The sequence below is a fragment of the Herbaspirillum sp. Her3 genome, from assembly GCF_057961275.1.
Map to the genome: position 1 here is coordinate 544,521 of NZ_CM176328.1, position 19,330 is coordinate 563,850.

Annotated in this window: 19 protein-coding genes; 7 read left to right on the forward strand and 12 right to left on the reverse strand. The window is 61.9% G+C overall.

Going from position 1 to position 19,330, the window contains the following annotated elements; genetic code table 11:
* Positions 1-32 precede the first annotated feature (32 nt).
* Entirely contained in the window at positions 33-932 is a 900-nt protein-coding gene (locus tag ACVC5H_RS02505; RefSeq protein ID WP_489620848.1) for a LysR family transcriptional regulator, read from the reverse strand.
* A 21-nt stretch (positions 933-953) separates the two neighbouring features.
* Positions 954-1,853, reverse strand: a complete 900-nt coding sequence (locus tag ACVC5H_RS02510; RefSeq protein ID WP_489620849.1) for a LysR family transcriptional regulator — start codon at positions 1,851-1,853, stop codon at positions 954-956.
* 195 nt (positions 1,854-2,048) lie between these two features.
* Here ACVC5H_RS02510 and ACVC5H_RS02515 point away from each other — a divergent pair, with 195 nt between their 5' ends.
* From ACVC5H_RS02515 to ACVC5H_RS02535, 5 genes are all read left to right on the forward strand, one after another.
* The gene (locus tag ACVC5H_RS02515) at positions 2,049-2,876 is read left to right on the forward strand and encodes an ABC transporter substrate-binding protein (RefSeq protein WP_489620850.1); all 828 of its coding nucleotides are present in this window, start codon (positions 2,049-2,051) and stop codon (positions 2,874-2,876) included.
* 59 nt (positions 2,877-2,935) lie between these two features.
* Entirely contained in the window at positions 2,936-4,237 is a 1,302-nt protein-coding gene (locus tag ACVC5H_RS02520; protein WP_489620851.1) for an NAD(P)/FAD-dependent oxidoreductase, read from the forward strand.
* A 76-nt stretch (positions 4,238-4,313) separates the two neighbouring features.
* Entirely contained in the window at positions 4,314-4,985 is a 672-nt protein-coding gene (locus ACVC5H_RS02525) for an RraA family protein (protein ID WP_489620852.1), read from the forward strand.
* Positions 4,986-5,015: 30 nt separating this feature from the next.
* Complete coding sequence (locus ACVC5H_RS02530) at positions 5,016-6,221, forward strand: pyridoxal phosphate-dependent aminotransferase (protein WP_489620853.1); 1,206 nt, start codon at positions 5,016-5,018, stop codon at positions 6,219-6,221.
* Positions 6,222-6,308: 87 nt separating this feature from the next.
* Positions 6,309-7,931, forward strand: a complete 1,623-nt coding sequence (locus ACVC5H_RS02535; RefSeq protein WP_489620854.1) for a methyl-accepting chemotaxis protein — start codon at positions 6,309-6,311, stop codon at positions 7,929-7,931.
* Here ACVC5H_RS02535 and ACVC5H_RS02540 read toward each other — a convergent pair.
* On the reverse strand, positions 7,881-8,774 hold the full coding sequence (locus tag ACVC5H_RS02540; protein WP_489622642.1) for a LysR family transcriptional regulator: 894 nt from the start codon (positions 8,772-8,774) through the stop codon (positions 7,881-7,883). The genes ACVC5H_RS02535 and ACVC5H_RS02540 overlap by 51 nt on opposite strands.
* A 121-nt stretch (positions 8,775-8,895) precedes the next feature.
* On the opposite strand from ACVC5H_RS02540, the gene ACVC5H_RS02545 reads away from it, so the two are divergent.
* Complete coding sequence (locus ACVC5H_RS02545) at positions 8,896-9,840, forward strand: 2-hydroxyacid dehydrogenase (protein ID WP_489620855.1); 945 nt, start codon at positions 8,896-8,898, stop codon at positions 9,838-9,840.
* A 49-nt stretch (positions 9,841-9,889) separates the two neighbouring features.
* Positions 9,890-11,263 carry an MFS transporter gene (locus ACVC5H_RS02550; RefSeq protein WP_489620856.1) on the forward strand — a complete coding sequence of 458 codons (1,374 nt, stop codon included), beginning with the start codon at positions 9,890-9,892 and terminating at the stop codon, positions 11,261-11,263.
* A gap of 111 nt (positions 11,264-11,374) precedes the next feature.
* On the opposite strand, the gene ACVC5H_RS02555 is transcribed toward ACVC5H_RS02550, so the two are convergent.
* The 9 genes from ACVC5H_RS02555 to ACVC5H_RS02595 all read right to left on the reverse strand — a co-directional run bounded on the left by ACVC5H_RS02555 (position 11,375) and on the right by ACVC5H_RS02595 (position 19,304).
* The gene (locus ACVC5H_RS02555) at positions 11,375-12,238 is read right to left on the reverse strand and encodes a DMT family transporter (RefSeq protein WP_489620857.1); all 864 of its coding nucleotides are present in this window, start codon (positions 12,236-12,238) and stop codon (positions 11,375-11,377) included.
* A 168-nt stretch (positions 12,239-12,406) separates the two neighbouring features.
* Positions 12,407-13,252: an ABC transporter substrate-binding protein gene (locus ACVC5H_RS02560; RefSeq protein WP_489620858.1), complete on the reverse strand. Its 846-nt coding sequence runs from the start codon at positions 13,250-13,252 to the stop codon at positions 12,407-12,409.
* 143 nt (positions 13,253-13,395) lie between these two features.
* Positions 13,396-14,124, reverse strand: a complete 729-nt coding sequence (locus tag ACVC5H_RS02565) for an amino acid ABC transporter ATP-binding protein (protein ID WP_489620859.1) — start codon at positions 14,122-14,124, stop codon at positions 13,396-13,398.
* Positions 14,121-14,888 (reverse strand): amino acid ABC transporter permease, encoded by a 768-nt coding sequence (locus ACVC5H_RS02570; RefSeq protein WP_489620860.1) that lies wholly within the window; start codon positions 14,886-14,888, stop codon positions 14,121-14,123. Before ACVC5H_RS02570 ends, ACVC5H_RS02565 begins: the two co-directional genes overlap by 4 nt.
* A gap of 3 nt (positions 14,889-14,891) precedes the next feature.
* Positions 14,892-15,593, reverse strand: coding sequence for an amino acid ABC transporter permease (locus ACVC5H_RS02575; RefSeq protein WP_489622643.1), 702 nt, complete (start codon positions 15,591-15,593; stop codon positions 14,892-14,894).
* Between the two features lie 269 nt (positions 15,594-15,862).
* Entirely contained in the window at positions 15,863-16,870 is a 1,008-nt protein-coding gene (locus ACVC5H_RS02580; RefSeq protein ID WP_489620861.1) for a 2-hydroxyacid dehydrogenase, read from the reverse strand.
* 88 nt (positions 16,871-16,958) lie between these two features.
* Entirely contained in the window at positions 16,959-17,624 is a 666-nt protein-coding gene (locus ACVC5H_RS02585) for an RraA family protein (protein WP_489620862.1), read from the reverse strand.
* Positions 17,625-17,662: 38 nt separating this feature from the next.
* The gene (locus ACVC5H_RS02590) at positions 17,663-18,406 is read right to left on the reverse strand and encodes an SDR family oxidoreductase (protein ID WP_489620863.1); all 744 of its coding nucleotides are present in this window, start codon (positions 18,404-18,406) and stop codon (positions 17,663-17,665) included.
* A gap of 133 nt (positions 18,407-18,539) precedes the next feature.
* The gene (locus ACVC5H_RS02595; protein ID WP_489620864.1) at positions 18,540-19,304 is read right to left on the reverse strand and encodes a LamB/YcsF family protein; all 765 of its coding nucleotides are present in this window, start codon (positions 19,302-19,304) and stop codon (positions 18,540-18,542) included.
* Positions 19,305-19,330 lie beyond the last annotated feature (26 nt).

Sequence of the window (19,330 nt, forward strand, 5' to 3'; positions counted from 1 at the left end):
GACAGCGCAAGCCCCTGCCGATGCTGCAGGGGTCAGAGGTTGCGCGGTTTGGAGAAGTTGGCGGCGAGTTTGGCGATATCGGCCAGCGCCCAGCCGATGGCCGAGTGCTGCTGGGCCAGGAACACCGCGTAATAGTCAACGCTGGGCGCCTCGGGAACGGTGATGACCTCCTGCAGCTTCTTTGCCTTGATGGCGTCGGCAAACAGGAAGCGCGGAATGCAGGAAATCCCCAGCCCCGATTCGATCAGTGCCGCCAGCGCCACCATGCTGGTGGTGCCCGAGATGCGCTGTGGCTGGGTGTTGACCTGGCCAAAGAGCCGCCGCGCCAGGGTCGTGATGCCCGAACCCGGTCCCTGCTCGATGAGGGGGAAGGCGGCCAGCTGCTCGAGCGGGACCACCTCATTCCTGGGCAGGGCACCGGGCTTGCACAGCCACGCGAACTTGACCGTGCCGATATAGAGCGAGGTCATGCGCGGGTCGACGTAGGTTTCCGGGAGCACGGCGAAGTCGAGTTGTCCACTGAGGATCTTGTCGCGGATCGGCGCGGACAGATCGACTTCCGGATGCAGCGAGACATGCGGATAGGCAGAGGCCAGCCTGGCGACGAAATCGGGGAACCAGCTCAGCACCACGATCTCGGTCATGCCGATACTTACCAGCCGCGTCGCCGCCAGCGGCGAGGACTTCAAATTGTTGAGGGCAGACAGCTTGCCCAGCAGCTCTTCGGCCAGATTCAGGATTTCCTGTCCTCGCACCGTCAGCGTGACGCCCTTGCGGTTGACGGAGAACAGCGATGTCCGGGACTGCTTTTCCAGCTCCTGAAGGCGCTTGCTGACCGCTGAAGGCGAAAGATGAAGCTTGTCTGCCGCAGCCTGCAGGGAGCCCAGCTTGTTCATCCAGTAAAAGGTTTCCAGCTGATTGATCGTCACCATCCTGTCGCTCCGGCCGGTTGTTCAGTAGGAGGAAAAAGGCGTGCTGAATGAACAGACGCTCTTTCCGATTTTTGAAATGCGCTCGTGAAACGGACTGGCGGCTTCGGTGCGATAGAAGGCGGAATATTTCATCTTCTTGGCCGAGTTGGGAATCTTCAATTCCATCAGCTTGCCGCTGGCCAGCCATTGTTCGACGAAGGGCTTGTGGATGAAGGTAATCCCTTGCCCGGAGAACGCCAGGCTCAGCAGTATCTGCAGCGATTCCGACGAAATGATGTTGGCCGGATTGCCGCCCAGTTCCGCGATCCAGCTCTTGTATTGATAGGCACTGTCCCACTCGTCATCCTGCAGCAGGCACAGCGGCAGGGCGATCTTGCTCAGCGACGTGCGCGGCGCAATGCCAAGATCGCTGCGGCATACCCACGAAAAATCCACCGCCTGCAGATGCGTCTTGATCAGGCCGGCCGAACTCGTCAGCTCCGGAATGACGATGATATCCAGTTGTCCCGCGAACAGCCTTTCCTTGAGCAGCGTCGAGTGGGACTGGAAAGGCAGGATCTTCAGCTCGGGAAATTCCGCCTTGATGCCGGCAATCCATGCCGGCAGCCAGCTTGCTGCGGTGATCTCCGTGACCCCCAGGCGAATGCTTTTCGGGACTACCGCCGCGTCTTGCAGATGCCGGCCGATCCGGTCGCGCTGGGCAATCAGTTCTCTTGCCCGGTGCAGGATTTCATTGCCTTCCACGGTCAGGCGGGCAGTTCGTTGAGAGCGGTCGAAGAGCGGATAGCCAAACTGTTCTTCCAGGTCGCGGATATGTTTTGACACCGCCGACTGCGCAATCTGGAGTGTCGAGGCCGCGTTCTCGAACGAGCCGGAATCGATCACGCTGATGAGGGCCTCAAGCTGCTTGAAAGTAGTCATGTTGGTCCGGTAGACATATCTAAATTATTCTCGAAAAAGCATCGAGAAATATCTCTTTATTTGAATTTTTCTGAGACGCATAATCCTCCCAACGAGACAGATTTGCAAGCCCGAAGACGGCCACCTGGGACAAGTTGTTTCGCCATTTTTTTTCGCTTGTTTTTGCCATTTCCTATCCAAACCGAGGACGCCAAAATGAAGATGAAGACGATTCGCCTGTTCGCCTGCGGGCTGATGCTGGCAGCCGGTGCATTAGGCACCGCCCAGGCCGACCAGCTCGCCGATGTCAAAGCCCATGGCACGATGGTGTGCGGTGTGATGAGCAACCTTCCTCCCTTCGGCTTCACCGACGTCAACACCCGTGAGCTGGTCGGCTATGACGTCGATTTCTGCAAGGAGGTCGCGGCCAAGCTGGGCGTGAAGATTGAGCTCAAGCCGCTGTCCTTGCAAGCGCGCATTCCCGAGCTGCTGCAGGGGCGCGTGGACATCCTCTCGGCCGTACTGGGATGGTCGGCGGCGCGGGCTGAGCAGATCCAGTTCAGCGACGTCTATTTCGTCAGCGAACACAAGATGGCGGTGCGCTCCGGCAGCGGCTACAAGACGCGTGATGACCTGGCCGGCAAGCGCCTGAGCGCCATCAAGGGCTCCAGCACCCAGGCGTTCCTGCAGAAGGTGCTGCCCACTGCGCAATACCTGACCTTCGAAGACGGTCCCTCGGCCTTCATCGCCCTGACCCAGGGCAAGGTGGAAGGCTTTGCCCTGTCCGAGACGCTGCTGCGTCAATTCATCGCCAAGCTCGGTCCCAACGCCAATATCGAGGTGCTCAATCCGCCGGTCGGCCAGGAAGTCTGGGGCCTGGGACTGCGCAAGGGTGAACCGGCCATGACCAAGGCCGTCAACGACGCCCTCATGGCGATGGAAAAGGATGGCTCCGCGCAAAAGATCTTCGACAAGTGGCTGGGCAAGACCACCGAGTTCAAGATGGAGCGCTCCTTCAAGATCGCACCGATTCCCGTCAGCTGATTTCCTCCTGGGCGTAGTCGGTCCGGCGGACCGCTACGCCATTTTTTTCCGAGTTTCCAATGACAAGCCAATCTCTTGGCCTGGCGGGTAGCGCTCGCCCTGAACATTCTGTGGCCGTGGTCGGGGCCGGCATCGTCGGCTTGTCCATTGCCTTGCGTCTGATGCTCGATGGTTGCCAGGTAACGATCTTTGACCAGGCCGAGCCCATGAGCGGATGTTCGGCGGGCAATGCCGGCTATCTCTCCGAGGCCAATATCTTTCCGCCCGCTTCGCTGGAGATCCTCAAGCGCTTGCCGCAACTGATGCTGGCAAAGGACAGTCCGCTGGTGATCCAGCCGGCCTATGTGCCACAGCTCATTCGCTGGGCCTTGCCGGCACTCAAATTCAACAACAAGGAGCGCCTGGCTGACATCGCCACCTCCATGGCCGCCTTGCTGCGTGTGGCCTACCGTAGCTTCGAGGCATTGGTCACGGAAGCTGGCGCGGCGCACCTGCTGGATCGCCAGGGCGGCCTGGTGGCGTACAAGACCCGGGCCGCGCTGGAGGAGAAGGCCAGGAATGTTCCGCTCTGGAACAGCCACGGCCTGCTTGCGCGCGTGGTCAGCGCCGGCGAGGTGGCCGATCTGGAGCCCGCGCTGGCGCCGATGGCGGGTGGGGTGTTCTTCCCCAATGCGGGCCGCTGCCTCAATCCGAAATCGCTGGGCGAGCATTACTTCCGGCGCCTGGTGGCGGGCGGTGCCCATGTCCTGCGCAAGCGTGTGAAAGCCATTGCGCTGGATGCGAATGGGCATGCGGTGCTTCGGCTGGCCTCCGATGAAGAATTGCGTTTCGGGAAGGCCGTCATCGCGACCGGCTACGACAAGACGCTGCTGCAACAGCATCTCGGGTGGAACGTGCCGATGGCGGCCGAGCGTGGCTATCACCTCATGCTCCCGGCCGCAGGCGTAGCGCTGAACCGGCCGCTGGTCTTCGGCGAACCCATGTTCGCGGCCACCAGCATGGAACACGGCTTGCGCCTGGCCGGGACTGCCGAGTTCGCCTATCCGGGCAGGGCGCCCGACATGGCGCGCAGCTTCATGCTGCTGGAGATGGCACGCAACTATCTCCCGCAGCTCTCGGGCCAGGATGCCGAGCCCTGGATGGGAGTCAGGCCCACCTTGCCCGATGGGCGCCCTGCCATGGGTGCACTGAGTGCTGCTCCCAACCTCTACTACGCGCTGGGGCACGGGCACAACGGACTGACGACTTCGGCCATCACTGCACATTGCATGTCCAGTCTTATCCGCGGCGGGGTGCCGCCGGTCGATCTGCAGCCCTTCGCCATTGAACGATTTCACCAGGACGCCAGACCCCATCCGTGATTGAACGCGTCCATGCCGTCCGCCCGAACCGCGCGGGCGTATTGCAACCTTCTTTTTATCTTTTGAAGAGAACCTCATGAGCACATCCTCATCCCCCTTCCTCGTCAACCCGATGCCGGCACCGATCCCGGCAGCCATGGCGGCCGAACTGAGCGGCATCGTGGTTTCGCACCTGAGCGACAACCTGCAACGCCTGAGCGGCTTGGTCGGTTTGCAGCGCATTCACCGCAGCAAGAAGCTGGTGGGCACGGCGGTGACCATCAAAAGCCGTCCCGGCGACAACCTCATGATCTACAAGGCGCTCATGCTCATGCAGCCAGGACACGTGCTGGTGGTCGATGGCGGCGCTGAGGTGACCAATGCACTGGTGGGCGAGCTCATCATGATGTACGCACAGCAGCGCGGTTGTGCCGGCTTCGTGCTGGATGCAGCGGTGCGCGATACGGCCGCCTTCCAGGAAGCCGATTTCCCCTGCTACGCGCGCGGCGTCAGTCACCGCGGGCCCTACAAGAATGGTCCGGGGCAGATCAACGTGCCGGTCACCATCGGCGGCCAGGTGGTCCACCCTGGCGACGTCATCGTCGGTGATGAAGATGGTGTCGTCTCGTTCCCGCAGAGCGAAGCGGAAAACCTCATCGCCGCCGCTCGCAAGACGCTGGCGCACGAAGAGCGCATCAAGGCGGAAATCATGAATGGAAAGATCGAACAGGAGTGGCTGGCCAAAGTGCTGACTCCCTTCGGTCTCTGATCAGCGCAGCATCTACAACAAGGAATTCTCATGGCACACCCATTCTCGCACCGTCTCGATAGCGTAAAACCATCTCCCAGCATGGCCGCGAAAGCGCGCGTGGATGGTCTTCGCGCCGAAGGTCGCACCATCGTCGACTTCACCATCGGCGAACCCGATTTCCCCACGCCTGCGCATATCGTCGAGGCTGGCGTGCAAGCGCTGCGAAGCGGCCAGACCCGCTACACCGCCGCCCCCGGCATTGTCCCCTTGCGCCAGGCCATTGCCGCCAAGCTCAAAAGAGAGAATGGCCTGGACTATGGCATTGACCAGATCGTCGTGGGCAACGGTGCGAAGCACATCATTTTCAATGCGTTCGCGGCTACCTTGAATGACGGCGATGAAGTCATCATTCCCACACCGTACTGGGTGTCTTATCCCGATATGGTGGCCATCAACGGTGGCACGCCCGTGATCGTCAGCTGTACCGAGCAGACCGGATTCAAGCTGACCGCGCAGGCGCTGGAGAGCGCCATCACGCCGCGTACGCGCTGGCTGATCCTCAATACGCCCAACAACCCCAGTGGTGCGGTCTATACCCGGCAGGAACTGCGCGCGCTGTGCGACGTGCTGGCCAGGCATCCGCAGGTGTGGGTGATGACCGACGAGATCTACGAACACTTCCTCTACCGTGGCGCGCAGCACGTGTCGCCCTTGCAGGTCGAGCCGGGTCTTGCCGGACGCACGCTCATCATCAACGGCCTCTCCAAGGCCTATGCCATGACCGGCTGGCGCATCGGCTATGGCGCCGGTCCGCGTGATCTGATGAAGCTCATCACGCTGCTCATCACCCAGAGCACCACCTGCCCTTCCGGGGTGAGCCAGGCAGCTGCGGTGGTTGCGCTTTCCGGACCTCAGGATTGCGTGCGCGAAGGCGCACAGCTGTTCGCCCAGCGTTGCGAACTCGTCGTCGGCTTGCTCGGCAAGATCGATGGCCTGCGCTGCCAGGTGCCGGATGGCGCCTTCTACGTCTTCCCCAGCGTGGAAAGACTGCTGGGCAGAACCACCCCGCAGGGACAACAACTGGTCACCGACGTGGACGTGATGATGTACTTCCTGGAAGCCGCCGGGGTGGCCACCATCGACGGCACCTCGTATGGGCAGCCCGGTTATCTGCGCATCTCGTTTGCCACCTCCAGCGAAGAGATCGAAAAAGGATGTGCGCAGATTGCGGCGGCGGTGGCGGCGCTCAGGTAAGCGGCCCGTCCGAGCCCGGCCAAGGCGGCGAAATGGGCTTGCAGTGTCACCGGCGCGTGCGTCCAACGATCCAAGGGGGAGATAGAGATGAAGTGGAATGACTTGCGGGTATCCGTGCGCCTCTCGGTCTGCATCACCAGTCTGATGGTGGCGATGTTGCTGGTCGCCGCCTTCACCCAGTACCTGAGCCTGCGATCAATGGAGCAAGGCCAGACTGCCGTCAGCGACTACGACGAGCGCATCGTCACGGCCGTACGCTGGCTCGGTGCGGCCGAGCTGGGCAGCGAGAGGGCCGTCGCCGCACTCGGCACCTCCGATGGCGACCTGGCCATGCGTTATGAGCAGGAGATCAGGCAGGGGCGCGACAGGATGGCCGCGCTGAAGAAGCAGATCCTGGCGCGCGAACTCAGCAGTGAGGATACCGAGTATCTGGCGCACATCGACGCCGCTGCTGCGAAGCTCGACGCCATGATCACCCGCGCCACCACGCTGTCCGAGAAGGGGGATATCGGCGCCCTGCAGGAAGCCTTGCCCAACGAGGTGCGTCCGGCCATCGTGGCCTATCTGGCGGCGCTGCAGAAGTTCGTCGCGCTGGAGGTGCAGCAGCGCGATGACGTGGTTGGCGGTGTCGCGCGCCAGCGCCGCATGCTCATGCTGAGCGGGCTGGCGGGCGGGGCCGTCCTGCTGGCGGTGGGGGTGGTCACGGCGCTGGCGATTGCCCGCTCGATGACGGCCCCGCTGGCGCAGGCGGTGCTGCAGGCCGAGGCCATCGCGCAGGGAAAGCTCACGCGGGCAGGCGCGTCAGCAGAGCTGCGGCGGCAGGATGAGTTCGGGCAACTGCAGCAGGCCTTGAGCAGCATGTCGCAGGGTTTGCGGGAACTGGTGAGCCAGGTACGCAATGGCGTGGCCTCGGTTTCTTCGGCCACGGCCAATATCGCGGTCAGCAACCAGGCGCTGGCCGAACGAACCGAGCAGGCAGCGGGGAACCTGCAAGTCACCGCAGCGGCGATGGAACAGTTCGCCGGCACCATTTCGCAATCAGCCGATACCGCGCGGGAAGCCAGCCGGCTGGTCAGCCAGGCCGCCGAATCGGCGACCCGGGGTGGGCAGGTCATGCACGGTGTGATCCAGCGCATGGAGGAAATATCGGACTCCTCGCGCAGGATCGCCGAGATCACGGGGGTGATCGATGGCATCGCGTTCCAGACCAATCTGCTGGCCTTGAATGCGGCAGTGGAAGCGGCCAGGGCGGGGGAACAGGGGCGCGGCTTCGCGGTGGTGGCGGGGGAGGTCAGAAACCTCGCGCACCGCTCGGCCCAGGCCGCCAAGGAGATCAAGGGACTGATAGGCGAATCCTTGGACACGGTAGCCTCCGGCTCGGTGGAGGTGGGGCAGGCGGGTACGGCGATGGCGGAAATCGTTGCCGATGTCCAGCGCGTCAGCGAGCTCATCTCCGACATCACCGGCGCATCCGCCGAGCAATTGAGCGGAATTCACCAGGTCAATGATGCGCTGGCCAACATCGATGCCATGACGCAGCATAATGCGGCGCTCGTGCAAGATGCTTCCGTGCAGGCGCGCTCGGTCAACAATGAAGCGGCGAGCTTGGCGGAAGTGGTGAGCGTATTCGAAATCGATGCGCACCAGATCGCCGGCAGCTCAGCGGCGCCCGGCAAAGAACTCCATGACCATGGTGCGAAAGGCCGGTAGCGCAGGCGTATCGTTATCGCTGCGCCAGCAAAGATAGAGCTCGGCATGGGCCGCCGGCTCCTGCAAGGCGCGGAATTCCACACCCCCCAGCTGCAGCTCGCGCGCCGATTCCGGCACGATGGCCACGCCCAGCCCCGCACGTACCAGCCCCAGCAAAGTATGGGTCTGGCCCACGTGCTGTACGTAGCGCGGCGTCACGCCTTGGCTGGCGAAGAGTCCTGCGATGCAGTCATAGAAATAGCGCCCTTCCGACTGCGTGTACATGACGAAGGGCTGCTGGTCCAGATGGCGCACGGCGATCTTCCTGCGCTTGCCCAGCACATGCCCGGGCGGCAGCGCCACCAGCAATCGTTCGCGGTGGACCAGTTCGTGACAGAGCGCATGCCGGCTCACCACCTGGCGCATGAACCCCACATCGATCATCCCCGTCACCAGTGCCTCCATCTGGGCGACCGACACCATTTCACGCAAGACCACTTCCACCTCCGGCAGGCTTTGCTGTGCCTGCAGCAGCAGGTTGGGAATCATGCTGTAGGCACTGACGGCGGTGAACCCCAGCGTGATGCGACCGGCCTGACCGCTGGCCACACGCTGCGCCGACAAGGCGGCCTGCTGCGAGAAGGCCAGGATCTGGCGGGCGTCGCGCAGGAAGGTGCTGCCGGCTGCCGTCAGGCGGACCTGGCGGCTGCTGCGTTCGAGCAGTTCGACGCCCAGCGCATGTTCCAGCATCTGGATCTGGCGGCTCAGCGGGGGCTGCGTCATGAACAGGCGTTGTGCCGCACGGCCAAAATGAAGCTCCTCGGCCACAGCCACGAAACAGCGGAGTTGGTGTAATTCCATGATTCAAATTTTGAATTGATCCAGTCGATATCTATGTTAGACGAACATTGATCGCCTTTCTATACTGTTGCCACCAAGATCAACCTGCAGGCCCGTCAGCGTGGCTTGTCCCAAGGAGAACACAGTGAGCCAGGCCATCGATATCCTCTTGACGCAACCGGTTCCCGCCGCCATCGATGCCAGGCTGGTGGAGCGATATCGCGTGCACAGGCTGTACCAGAGCGAGGTGCCGGCGGTCCTGCTGGACCAGATCGGTCCCCTCGTGAAGGGCGTGGTCACCGGGGGCGCCCGTGGCTTGTCCAATGCCATCATGGATTGCCTGCCGGCATTGCAGATCATTGCCATCAGCGGTATCGGTACCGACGCGGTGGACCTGCACCACGCCCGCGCGCGCGGCATCCACGTCACCACCACACCGGGCGTTCTCACCGACGACGTGGCCGACATGGCCATGGGGCTGACCATCATGGCCCTGCGCGACCTGGGCGTAGGTGAACGTATCGTGCGCAGCGGCCAGTGGGGAAAGATCAACCAGCCGCTCTCCAACAAAGTCACCGGCAAGCGCATGGGCATCATCGGCCTGGGTCGCGTGGGCCATGCCATTGCGCGGCGCGCCAGCGCCTTTTCGATGGAGATCGCCTATTGCGATCCCCATCGCCAGGATGACAGCGGCTATCGCTACGTGGCCGATGTGGCGCAGTTGGCCGCCAGCGTGGATATCCTGGTGCTGGCCGCCTCGGCCGATCACGGCCAGGTCATCGTGACCGGCAGCGTGCTGGAGGCACTGGGTCCGCGCGGGTACTTCATCAACGTGGCGCGCGGCAAGATCGTCGATGAAGCCGCCCTGGTCAAGGCGCTGTCCGAGGGTCGCATTGCAGGCGCCGGGCTGGACGTCTTCGCCGACGAACCGCACGTGCCACCCGCGCTCTTGGCGCTGGACAACGTGGTCCTGCAACCGCATCGCGCCAGTGCTACCGAAGAGACCCGCGAAGCCATGGGCGAGATCGTGCTGGAAAACCTGGCCGCCTGCTTCGCCGGCCAGCGGCCGCCGACCAGCGTGACCGGCTGAGCCAGATACTCCACATAAAAGACAACCATCCCAAGCAGGAGGAGACACCATGAACAAGCCCGCCAGCCCCGTCCCAGCGGGGCAAGACGCCTTCGCACCCAAGCCCGCTGCCGCTGCCCGGCCTGCGGTCGGCGGGCGCTTTCGCTATCGCATCCTGGCGCTGATCTTCATCGTCACGGTGATCAACTATGCCGACCGCGCCACCATGTCCATCGCGGGTACCAGCGTGGTGCGCGACCTCGGACTGGACCCGGTCAAGCTGGGCATGATCTTCTCCGCCTTTGCCTGGGCCTACGCACTGGGGCAGGTACCGGGCGGCTGGCTGCTGGATCGTTTTGGCGCGCGGCGCGTGTATGGCTGCAGCCTGGTGCTGTGGTCGCTGTTCACCATGCTGCAGGGGACGGTGGGCTGGATGGGCCTGTCAGGGCTGGCCGCCGCCAGCGCACTGTTTGCCATGCGCTTCATGCTGGGACTGGTGGAGTCACCCGCCTTCCCGGCCAATTCGCGCATCGTCGCCTGCTGGTTCCCGACCCGTGAGCGCGGTACCGCATCGGCCCTGTTCAATTCTGCACAGTACATGGCCGTGGTGGTGTTCGCGCCCTTGATGGGGTGGCTTACCCACAGCATGGGCTGGGAACACGTCTTCCTTTGGATGGGTGCTTTGGGCCTGGGATTGTCCGTGGTCTGGTTCGCTTTCTATCGTGAACCGCACAGCCAGAAGCGCCTTTCCAGTGCAGAGCTGGAGCAGATGCGCCAGGGCGGCGCACTGGTCGATCTGGAGTTGAACCGGGTCAAGAAGAAGCAGCGCGCCAGCCTGCGTGAAGCCGCCGTACTCTTCAAGAGCCGCAATCTCTGGGCCATCTACATCGGGCAGTATTGCATCACGGCGCTGACCTATTTCTTCATCACCTGGTTTCCCATCTACCTCGTCAAGGGACGCGGCATGAGCATCATGGAAGCCGGCTGGGTGGCGGCGCTTCCGGCCATCTGCGGCTTCAGCGGCGGCATCCTCGGCGGCATGCTGTCGGACTGGCTGATCCAGCGCGGCAAGCATCCCTCGCTCTCGCGCAAGACCCCGTTCGTGATCGGCATGGCGCTCTCCACCATGCTGGTGGGCGCCAACTATTCAGACTCCAACACGGTCGTGATCGCCCTGATGGCACTGGCGTTCTTCGGCAAGGGACTGGCTGCCATCGGCTGGGCCGTGCTGGCCGATACCGCGCCGGAAAACATGGTGGGACTGAGCGGTGGCGTCTTCAACGGCATCGGCAACGTCGCCGGCATCGTCACGCCCATCGTCATCGGCTACGTGGTGGCCAGTACCGGGTCCTTCTCCAATGCCTTGTGGTTCGTGGCCGCGCATGGTGTGTTGGGGATCCTGGCCTACCTGCTCCTGGCGCAACGCTTCGAGCGCATCAGGTAGTGTTGCGGAGGGAGCAGTTCCGGATGGAAGTGCTCCCTCCTTCCCGACGTCCACGGCGATGTAAATTTTCATGTGACGACCCGATGCAAGTCGGAGTGAAGACAGCGGCTGTCATCGTTTTGCAACGCGCTTGCCGACATTGAGTACGCCCAGCCCCACTACCGCCGTAGCGATACCGATGATCTTGATGGGACTGGCGCTGTCCTTGAGTATCCAGACCCCAAGCAGCGCAGACAAGACAGGCGTCAGCAGGGAATAAGGGGCGAGCTTGCTCACCGGATATCGTTCAAGGAGCCGGTACCAGATCCAGTAGCCCAGCACCGACGAACACAGTGCGCAATAGGCGGTGGCAAGCCAGGCATGCCAGCTGGCCTGCAGCATGGCATCGGCCTGTCCGTGCTCGAACATCCACGATGCCAGCATCACCTGCGGCACGCCCAGCAGGGAAGACCAGCACATCATTGCCATCAGATCGGGCAAGCGCGCGAGCTTGACGATGATGTTCGATGCCGCCCAAGCCAGGGCGCTGCTCAGCAGCAGCAAGGAGGCGAGCAGTCCTGGCATGGATGGACTGAAGGTAAGGATGGCTACGCCCATGAGGGAGACTGCCAGTCCGATCCAATGATGACGCGCCATCGTTTCATCGAAGAGCAGCACGCCCAGTACGATCGCAAGGGGCGTGCCCATCTGCAGCAGGATGGCACCTGTCCCTGCTTCTGCCATGCCAAGTCCGATGAACATCAGGGAGAAGTGCAAGGTCGAAAAGGTGGCTGACAGCGCTACGATCCACTTCCATTGAGCCCGTGCGATGCGCCAGGGAGGCGAGAAGGGTAATAACACCAGGCCGACCATGGCCAGTCGCATAGCCGTCATCAACAAGGGCGGCAGTTCTGCGACACCTGCTTTGACGGCAATGATGTTGCCAGCCCACACCGCAATGGCGATGAGGACAGCAAAAAGATCCTTGGAAGACATGAGACCTGAGGTGAAACGAGAGGGGGAAAGCGAAGCAGAGGAGTGACAACGGCAAACTGCAGTGCCAGAAATCAAAAAGGGGATTGGCCACTGCTGCCAATCCCCGAAAAGTCACCACACTCAGGTGACACTTCCTCAAGCAACTACCAGGGGATATTGAAGAGACGATCAGGGCATGGGTTGGAACTTCAATTCGCTCAACGGCGCGATCTTTTCCGTACGGGTGATGCCGTAGCGGGTATCGGGACCTAGCCACTTGTCCCAGATCTTCTTGAACTCACCCGAGCTTTCCAGCCCCATCAAGCCCTTGTTGACGGCCGCTGCAAACGCCGGCTCGCCCTTGCGCATGCCCGCACCGATCGGCTCAAGCGCCATCGGTTCGCGCAGGATCGCCAGTTCGTTCGGCGTTCCCTTGGTCTCCTGGGCATACTGGATGGCCGTCATCATGTTGGTGACGAAGCCGCTGACCTTGTTCTGCTGCAGGGCCAGATAGGCCGATCCGGAATCCTGGAACGTCACGGCCTGGCCATTCTTGACTGACATGTAGATCGACTGTTCCGAGGTCGACCCCTTGGCTGCACTGATGCGCTTGCCTTCGAAGTCGGCCAGGGTCTTGTTGGCATCGGCCTTCTTTACCAGCAACACTTCCTTGGTAATGTAGTAGGCATTGCTGAACTCGATCTGTTCACCGCGTGTCTTGGTATAGGCCAGATTGGCGATGACCAGGTCGACGCGTCCCATCTTCACTTCCGAGATGCGTGCTTCCACCGACAAGGGCTTCAGCGTGGGCTTGAGGCCCATTTCCTTGGCCAGCGCATTGCACAGGTCTACGTCCATGCCAACCAGCGCTCGGGTCTTGGGGTCGGGGTAGGAGAACGGAACCACATCTGCATAGACACCACAGATCAACTCCTTGCGAGCCTGGACTTCCTGCAACTGGTCCGCGTTGGCCTGCGGGATGATACCGATCGTGCCAAAGAACAGGAAGGCACAGACGATGCGATTCAATTTCATGGTGTAAGGCTCCTCAGTTTTTCTTGGAACAGGTCTTGATGAATGAATGCCCTTGCCTGCCGGCAGAAGGCGCTGGTACGAATCCGCTTGATCAGGACGAATTCCGTGTTCTGCAAGCTGCTTGGGGTGCGACAGTGAAAACTTCAATGCGAGCGCAAATCCGAGAGGAAACGTTGCGCCCGCGGGTGTTCGGGACTGGTGAAGAACTTCTCGGGCGTGGCACGTTCCAGGATGGTCCCGGCATCCATGAACCAGACCTGATCGGCCACTTCGCGGGCAAATCCCATTTCGTGCGTGACGCACATCATGGTCATACCGTCACGCGCCAGACTTTTCATCACGTTGAGGACTTCACCCACCATCTCGGGGTCCAGCGCCGAGGTCGGCTCATCGAACAGCATGGCCGGGGGATCCATGGCGAGTGCACGCGCGATGGCCACGCGCTGCTGCTGGCCGCCGGAGAGCTGGCCGGGGAAGGCGTCGGCCTTGGATGCCAGGCCGACGCGTTCCAGCAGGCTCATCGCCTTGTCGCGCGCGGCCTGGCGCTTGAGGCCATTGACCCGGGTCGGGGAAAGAATGATGTTGTCCATCACCGACAGGTGCGGAAACAGGTTGAATTGCTGAAACACGAAGCCCACGCGGGTACGGAACTTGTTCAGATCGAGCCCGGCGGCATTGACGTCCTGGCCATCGAAGGCAATCTGTCCTTTCTGGATGTCCTCAAGCCGGTTGACGGTTCGGATCAAGGTGGACTTGCCCGATCCGGAGGGGCCACAGACCACGACCACCTGACCACGCTTGACTTGGGCATTGACGTTGACCAGGGCATGGTAATTGCCGTACCACTTGTTGACGTCGGTAAAAATAATCATGAATTCTCCTTGCTTGCTGCTGCGGGAAGCGCGGTCATGGACAGGCTGCTGCCAACATCCGGCTTGTTCTTGCGTGCCTTGCCTGCACGTTTGTGGGTAATGCGGCGCTCGATGTAATCCGCCAGTTCCGTGAAGGAGAAGCACAAGATGAAATAGATCAGGGCCAGTAGCGAGAAGACAGCCAGCGGCTTGGTCAGCAATTGGTTGTTGACTTGGTTGGCCGCGAAGGTGACCTCGGGGACGTTGATCACGTAGCCCAGCGAGGTTTCCTTGATGGTGGAGACGAACTGGCTGATCATGCTGGGCATCATGTTGTACAAGGCCTGTGGCAGGATCACGAAGCGCAGTGTGCGGAAATACCCCAGGCCCAGTGCGCGTGATGCTTCAAGCTGTCCTTTGGGTAGCGCTTCGATGCCTGCACGGATGACCTCGCAAAGATAGGCGCTCTGGTAGATCACCAGGGTGCACAGCATGGTGGTGAAGCCGGTGATGGTACGGCCGATCGCCAGGGGCAGGAAGAAATACACCCAGAAGATCACCATGATCAGCGGAATGCCGCGGATGGTATAGACCAGCATGGTCACCGGTATGCGAAACACGGCCATCGGGCTGATGCGTGCCAGCGCCAGCAGGATGCTGACCGGGAAGGCCAGGCCCAGACCCAGCAGCGAGAGGATCAGGGTAATGGACAGTCCGCCCAGTGCACCGTGCGGATATTGCCCAAGCAGCAGCAGTTCCCAGTAGTTGTGCAGGATATCGAACATGATTTAGCGGCTTCCAGGAATCTTGTAGTGACGCGAGATCGCCTCGCCGGCCGCCATCAATGCCAGGGACAAGGCCAGATAGCCGAGGCTGGCGATGAGATAGGCTTCAAAGGTGCGGAAGGTGTAGTTCTCCACCTGGCGGCTGGCGTAGGTCAGCTCTGCCACGCCAATGGCCATGGCCAGGCTGGTGTTCTTGAACAGCAGCACGGTATGGTTGATCAGCGGGGGGACCGCGATGCGCATGGCCTGGGGCAGGATCACGAAACGCATGGTGCGGATGTAGCTCAAGCCCAGTGCGCGTGAGGCCTCGAACTGGCCGGCCGGAATGGCCCGCAGGCCGCTGCGGATATCTTCCGATACGTAGGCGGCCATGCACAAGCCGATGGCGATGACCGAGTAGAGGAATTCACCGTTGAACTGGTTGATCCACATCTGGACGTCGTCCGGCAGCAAGGACGGGAGCGCGAAGTACCACATCATGATCTGTACCAGCATGGGCACGTTGCGATGGTAGGCCACGAAGCAAGAGACGATGCCGATGGCCCCCCGGTGTCCGCTCATGCGCATGGTCGCCAGCAAGGTGCCCAGTGTCATGGCCAGGAGCCAGGACGCAACCGTCAGTTCGAGGGTCAGCAGCAGGCCCTTGACCAGCAAGTCGGCATATTGCCCCTGCAGGACGGCTGCAAAATTGAGGTTGAGGTTAATGGCGTTTCTCCTTTACTGATGCGCCGAGGGTCGTTCGCCTTGGCAGTGACATATTGTTTTCAGAGAGAATACGCGGTTCAAAAACGATAAGAAAAGACGCTTTTCATCTGATCCGATAAGTTTCTGAAATGGTGGTGCATGCTTCGTCTCTGATGGTGCAACAAGCCCCATTTTGGGGCTGCCCGGCCTGGATCCGGGTGACAGACACGAGCAGCCATGGCGTATTGCAAGAATCACGCGCATGGCTGCAACAGGCAGTGGGAAGCGAGTCAGCGGCGCAGACGGGAGGGGCTGGACAGCAGCTCCGGATTGACCGGGGTCAGGACCGTCGGTACCGGTGCGGCACAGACGGCTTCCAGGTTGCGTACCGCCAGCAGCGCCATCGCGCGCCGTGTCTGGATGGAGGCGCTCCCAATATGCGGTGTCAATACCACATTGGGAATGTCCAGCAAGTCCGGACGCACGTTGGGCTCACCCTCGAAGACATCCAGCCCGGCCGCAGCAATCGTGCCGGCACGCAGGGCCTGGGCCAGCGCGGCGTCATCGATGACGCCGCCGCGTGCGATGTTGACCAGGGTGGCGGTGGGTTTCATCAGCGCCAGTTCGGCGGCTCCAATCGCGTGATGCGACAAGGGGGAATACGGGACCACCACGACCAGGTGATCCGCTTGTGACAACAGCGTGTGCCGATCCACGTAGGTGGCATTGCAGGATTGCTCGACCATGGGGGCGAGGCGGCTGCGATTGTGATAGAGCACGCGCATGCCGAAACCATGTGCGCCGCGCCGGGCGATGGCCTGGCCAATGCGTCCCATGCCGAAGATGCCCAGTGTGCTGCCGTGGATATCGGCTCCCAGCAGCATGTCGTAGACACCCGTTTTCGTCCATTGGCGCGAGCGGACGTAGCGATCGGACTCGGCGACCCGGCGGGCCGTGGCCATCAGCAGCGCAAAGCCAAAATCAGCGGTGGTCTCGGTGAGCACGTCGGGCGTATTGGTGACCAGCACACCGCGGCTGTTGCATGCGTCTACATCGATGTTGTTGTAGCCCACGCCGACATTGCACACTGCGCGCAATTGAGGACAGGCATCCAGCAGCGCGGCGTCGATGCGGTCGCTGCCGTGGGTCATCGCACAGACCTTGCCTTGAAGGCGGGCGATGAGTTCCTCCTGGCTCCACAATACGTCCTGCTGATTGTCGAGTACGTCGAAATGCGCCTGCAGGCGTTCGAGGATATCCGGGAAGGTCGCCCGGGTCACGGCGATGGCTGCTTTCATCTGATGTGTCTCCGATATCGTTTTATTTATTGATACCCGCGCGAACGTGCCATTTCGCGCGGGTGGTACTACACCTGCGGAAAGCGCTTCAGCCGGCGCTATTGGCCTCGAGCGCGTCGATCCAGGAGCGGTCGTAGCGACCTTCGCGGATGGCGGTCATGGTGTCGTGCTCGCGCTGGATCTGCTGCAGCGCCTTTTCGATCAGGTACGGCGCTTCGGACTGCGCGAACGCGACGATACCGTCCTCGTCGGCCACGATGATGTCCCCGGGGTTGATGACCAGGCCATCGATGCTGACCGGTACATTGATTTCACCGGGGCCGCATTTGTACGGGCCCTTATGGGTTGCTCCGCGTGCGAAGACCGGATAGCCCATTTCGCGGATACCTGCCACGTCGCGGATGGCGCCGTCAATCACCAGCCCGGCAATGCCGATGGTCCTTGCATAGGTGGTCATGATCTCGCCCATCAGCGCTTGCGTCGTATCACCGCCACCATCGATGACCATCACGTCACCCGGGCGGCAATAGTCAAAGGCGCGATGGATGGCCAGATTATCGCCGCGACGCACGCGAACGGTCACGGCGGTACCGACCAGTTGTTCGCCTTGATACATGGGGCGCAGGTTGGAGGTGCCGGCCAGACGGCGCATGTTGTCGCTGATGAGCGCCGACGGGATTTTCTTGAGCTGGTCGATGATGGCCGAAGGGGCTTGCGGCGAAGAAGGATTCTTGCGGGCGCCGATATGTTCCATGATGGGTTCTCTTTCTGATGGGAAGGAATGCCGTGGACTCAGTCCTGCGGCTTGATGGTCGTCAGGCCGCCGGGGACTTGCAGTGTCGGCAGGATTTCGATGTTGCTGATGTTGACTGCGATGGGGGCCGAGACGGCAAAGGCAATGGCGTCGGCAATGTCGGAGGCCTGGGGGAGTTCGAATCCATCGATGAACTGCTTGCGCGCCGCCTCGATATCGCCATGCACATGCCCGAAGATGTCGGTGGCCACCCGGCCGGGGCAGATCTCGGTCACGCGGACCCGCTTGCCGGTGGCATCGACCCGCAGCTGACGCGACAAGGCGTGGATGCCTGCCTTGGTAGCGTGATAGATGGAGTTGCCGTTGAAGTTGTAAATGGCGGCGATCGAGCTGATGTTGATGATGTGGCCCCGGTCGCGTTCGACCATGCCGGGCATGATCAGGCGTACCAGGTGCAGAACCGCTTGCAGGTTGATCTCGACCTGTGCATCGACGTCGCTCTCGCTGGCATTGAGAATCGAACCAGGTGTGGAAATGCCGGCGTTGTTGACCAGTACGTCGAACTGGTGTTGCTGTGCCAGGCGGGTCAGTGTCGGCAGGTCGCGTACGTCCACCACATGCGGGATACAACCGGTGCGTGCCGCCAACTCCTTGAGCGCGCCCTCGCTGCGGGCCAGTGCATGCACTTCCAGGCCTTCCTTGCAGAAACGTTCGACGATGGCCGCACCCATGCCGGTCGAGGCGCCTGTGACCAGTGCGGTCTTGTAATCAGAAAAAGGCATATGAAAATCTCCATTGTGGGGGCCGCCGCACGGGCAGCCCGCTGATTCGAATATAGCGCCCGCGCGCCGTTCAGACTAAGACGGATTGGCTTTGAGGGGATAAGGACTCCTTATGCCCAGCCAGGCCGATATGCTAGAGCAGCCGGCTGACCGGCGTGACGCTGCCCCCGGCCTGCTCGATGGCGTCACGGATGGAGCGCGCCAGTGCCACGGCGCCGGGCGTATCGCCATGCACTAGGATTTGCCGTACCGGCATGGGCAGTCGTGAACCGGTAATGGATGCGATGCTGCCGGTGCGCAGGAGATCCACCACGCGCTGCAGCACGGCTTGCTTGTCTTCTATGACGGCGCCGGGCAATTTGCGCGAGACCAGCGCCCCCTGATCGTCGTAGGCACGGTCAGCCAGGAAGGCGGTAGCACACCGCAGGCCGTGGCGTAAGGCGGCTCGTTCGATGGCCGTATTGGTCGAGACGCTGATGATGATCTCGGGGTCGAACTGCGCGATGGCGCTGAGCAGCGGTTCGGCCAGTGCATCATCGGCAGCGGCCATATTGCCCAGTGCGCCATGGAAGCTCATGTGTCCGACCCGGCAGCCGGCTGCCCGAGCCAGGCCGTAGAGCGCACCCAGCTGGTAGAGCACGTATTTGGCCAGTTCCTGCGGATCGGCCTGGATCACCCGCCGGCCGAAGCCAAGCATGTCGGGAAATCCCACGTGGGCGCCGATATCGATGCCGCGTGCGGCGGCCTGCCGCAAGGTGCGGTCCATGATCACCGGGTCGCCGGCATGGAAGCCGCAGGCGATGTTGGCCGAGGTGATGATGTCCATGAGTGCTTCGTCGTCACCCATGCGGTAATGGCCGTAGCCTTCGCCGATGTCGGCATTGAGATCGATCTTCATGCATGTCCTTTGTTGCCCGATGGCAT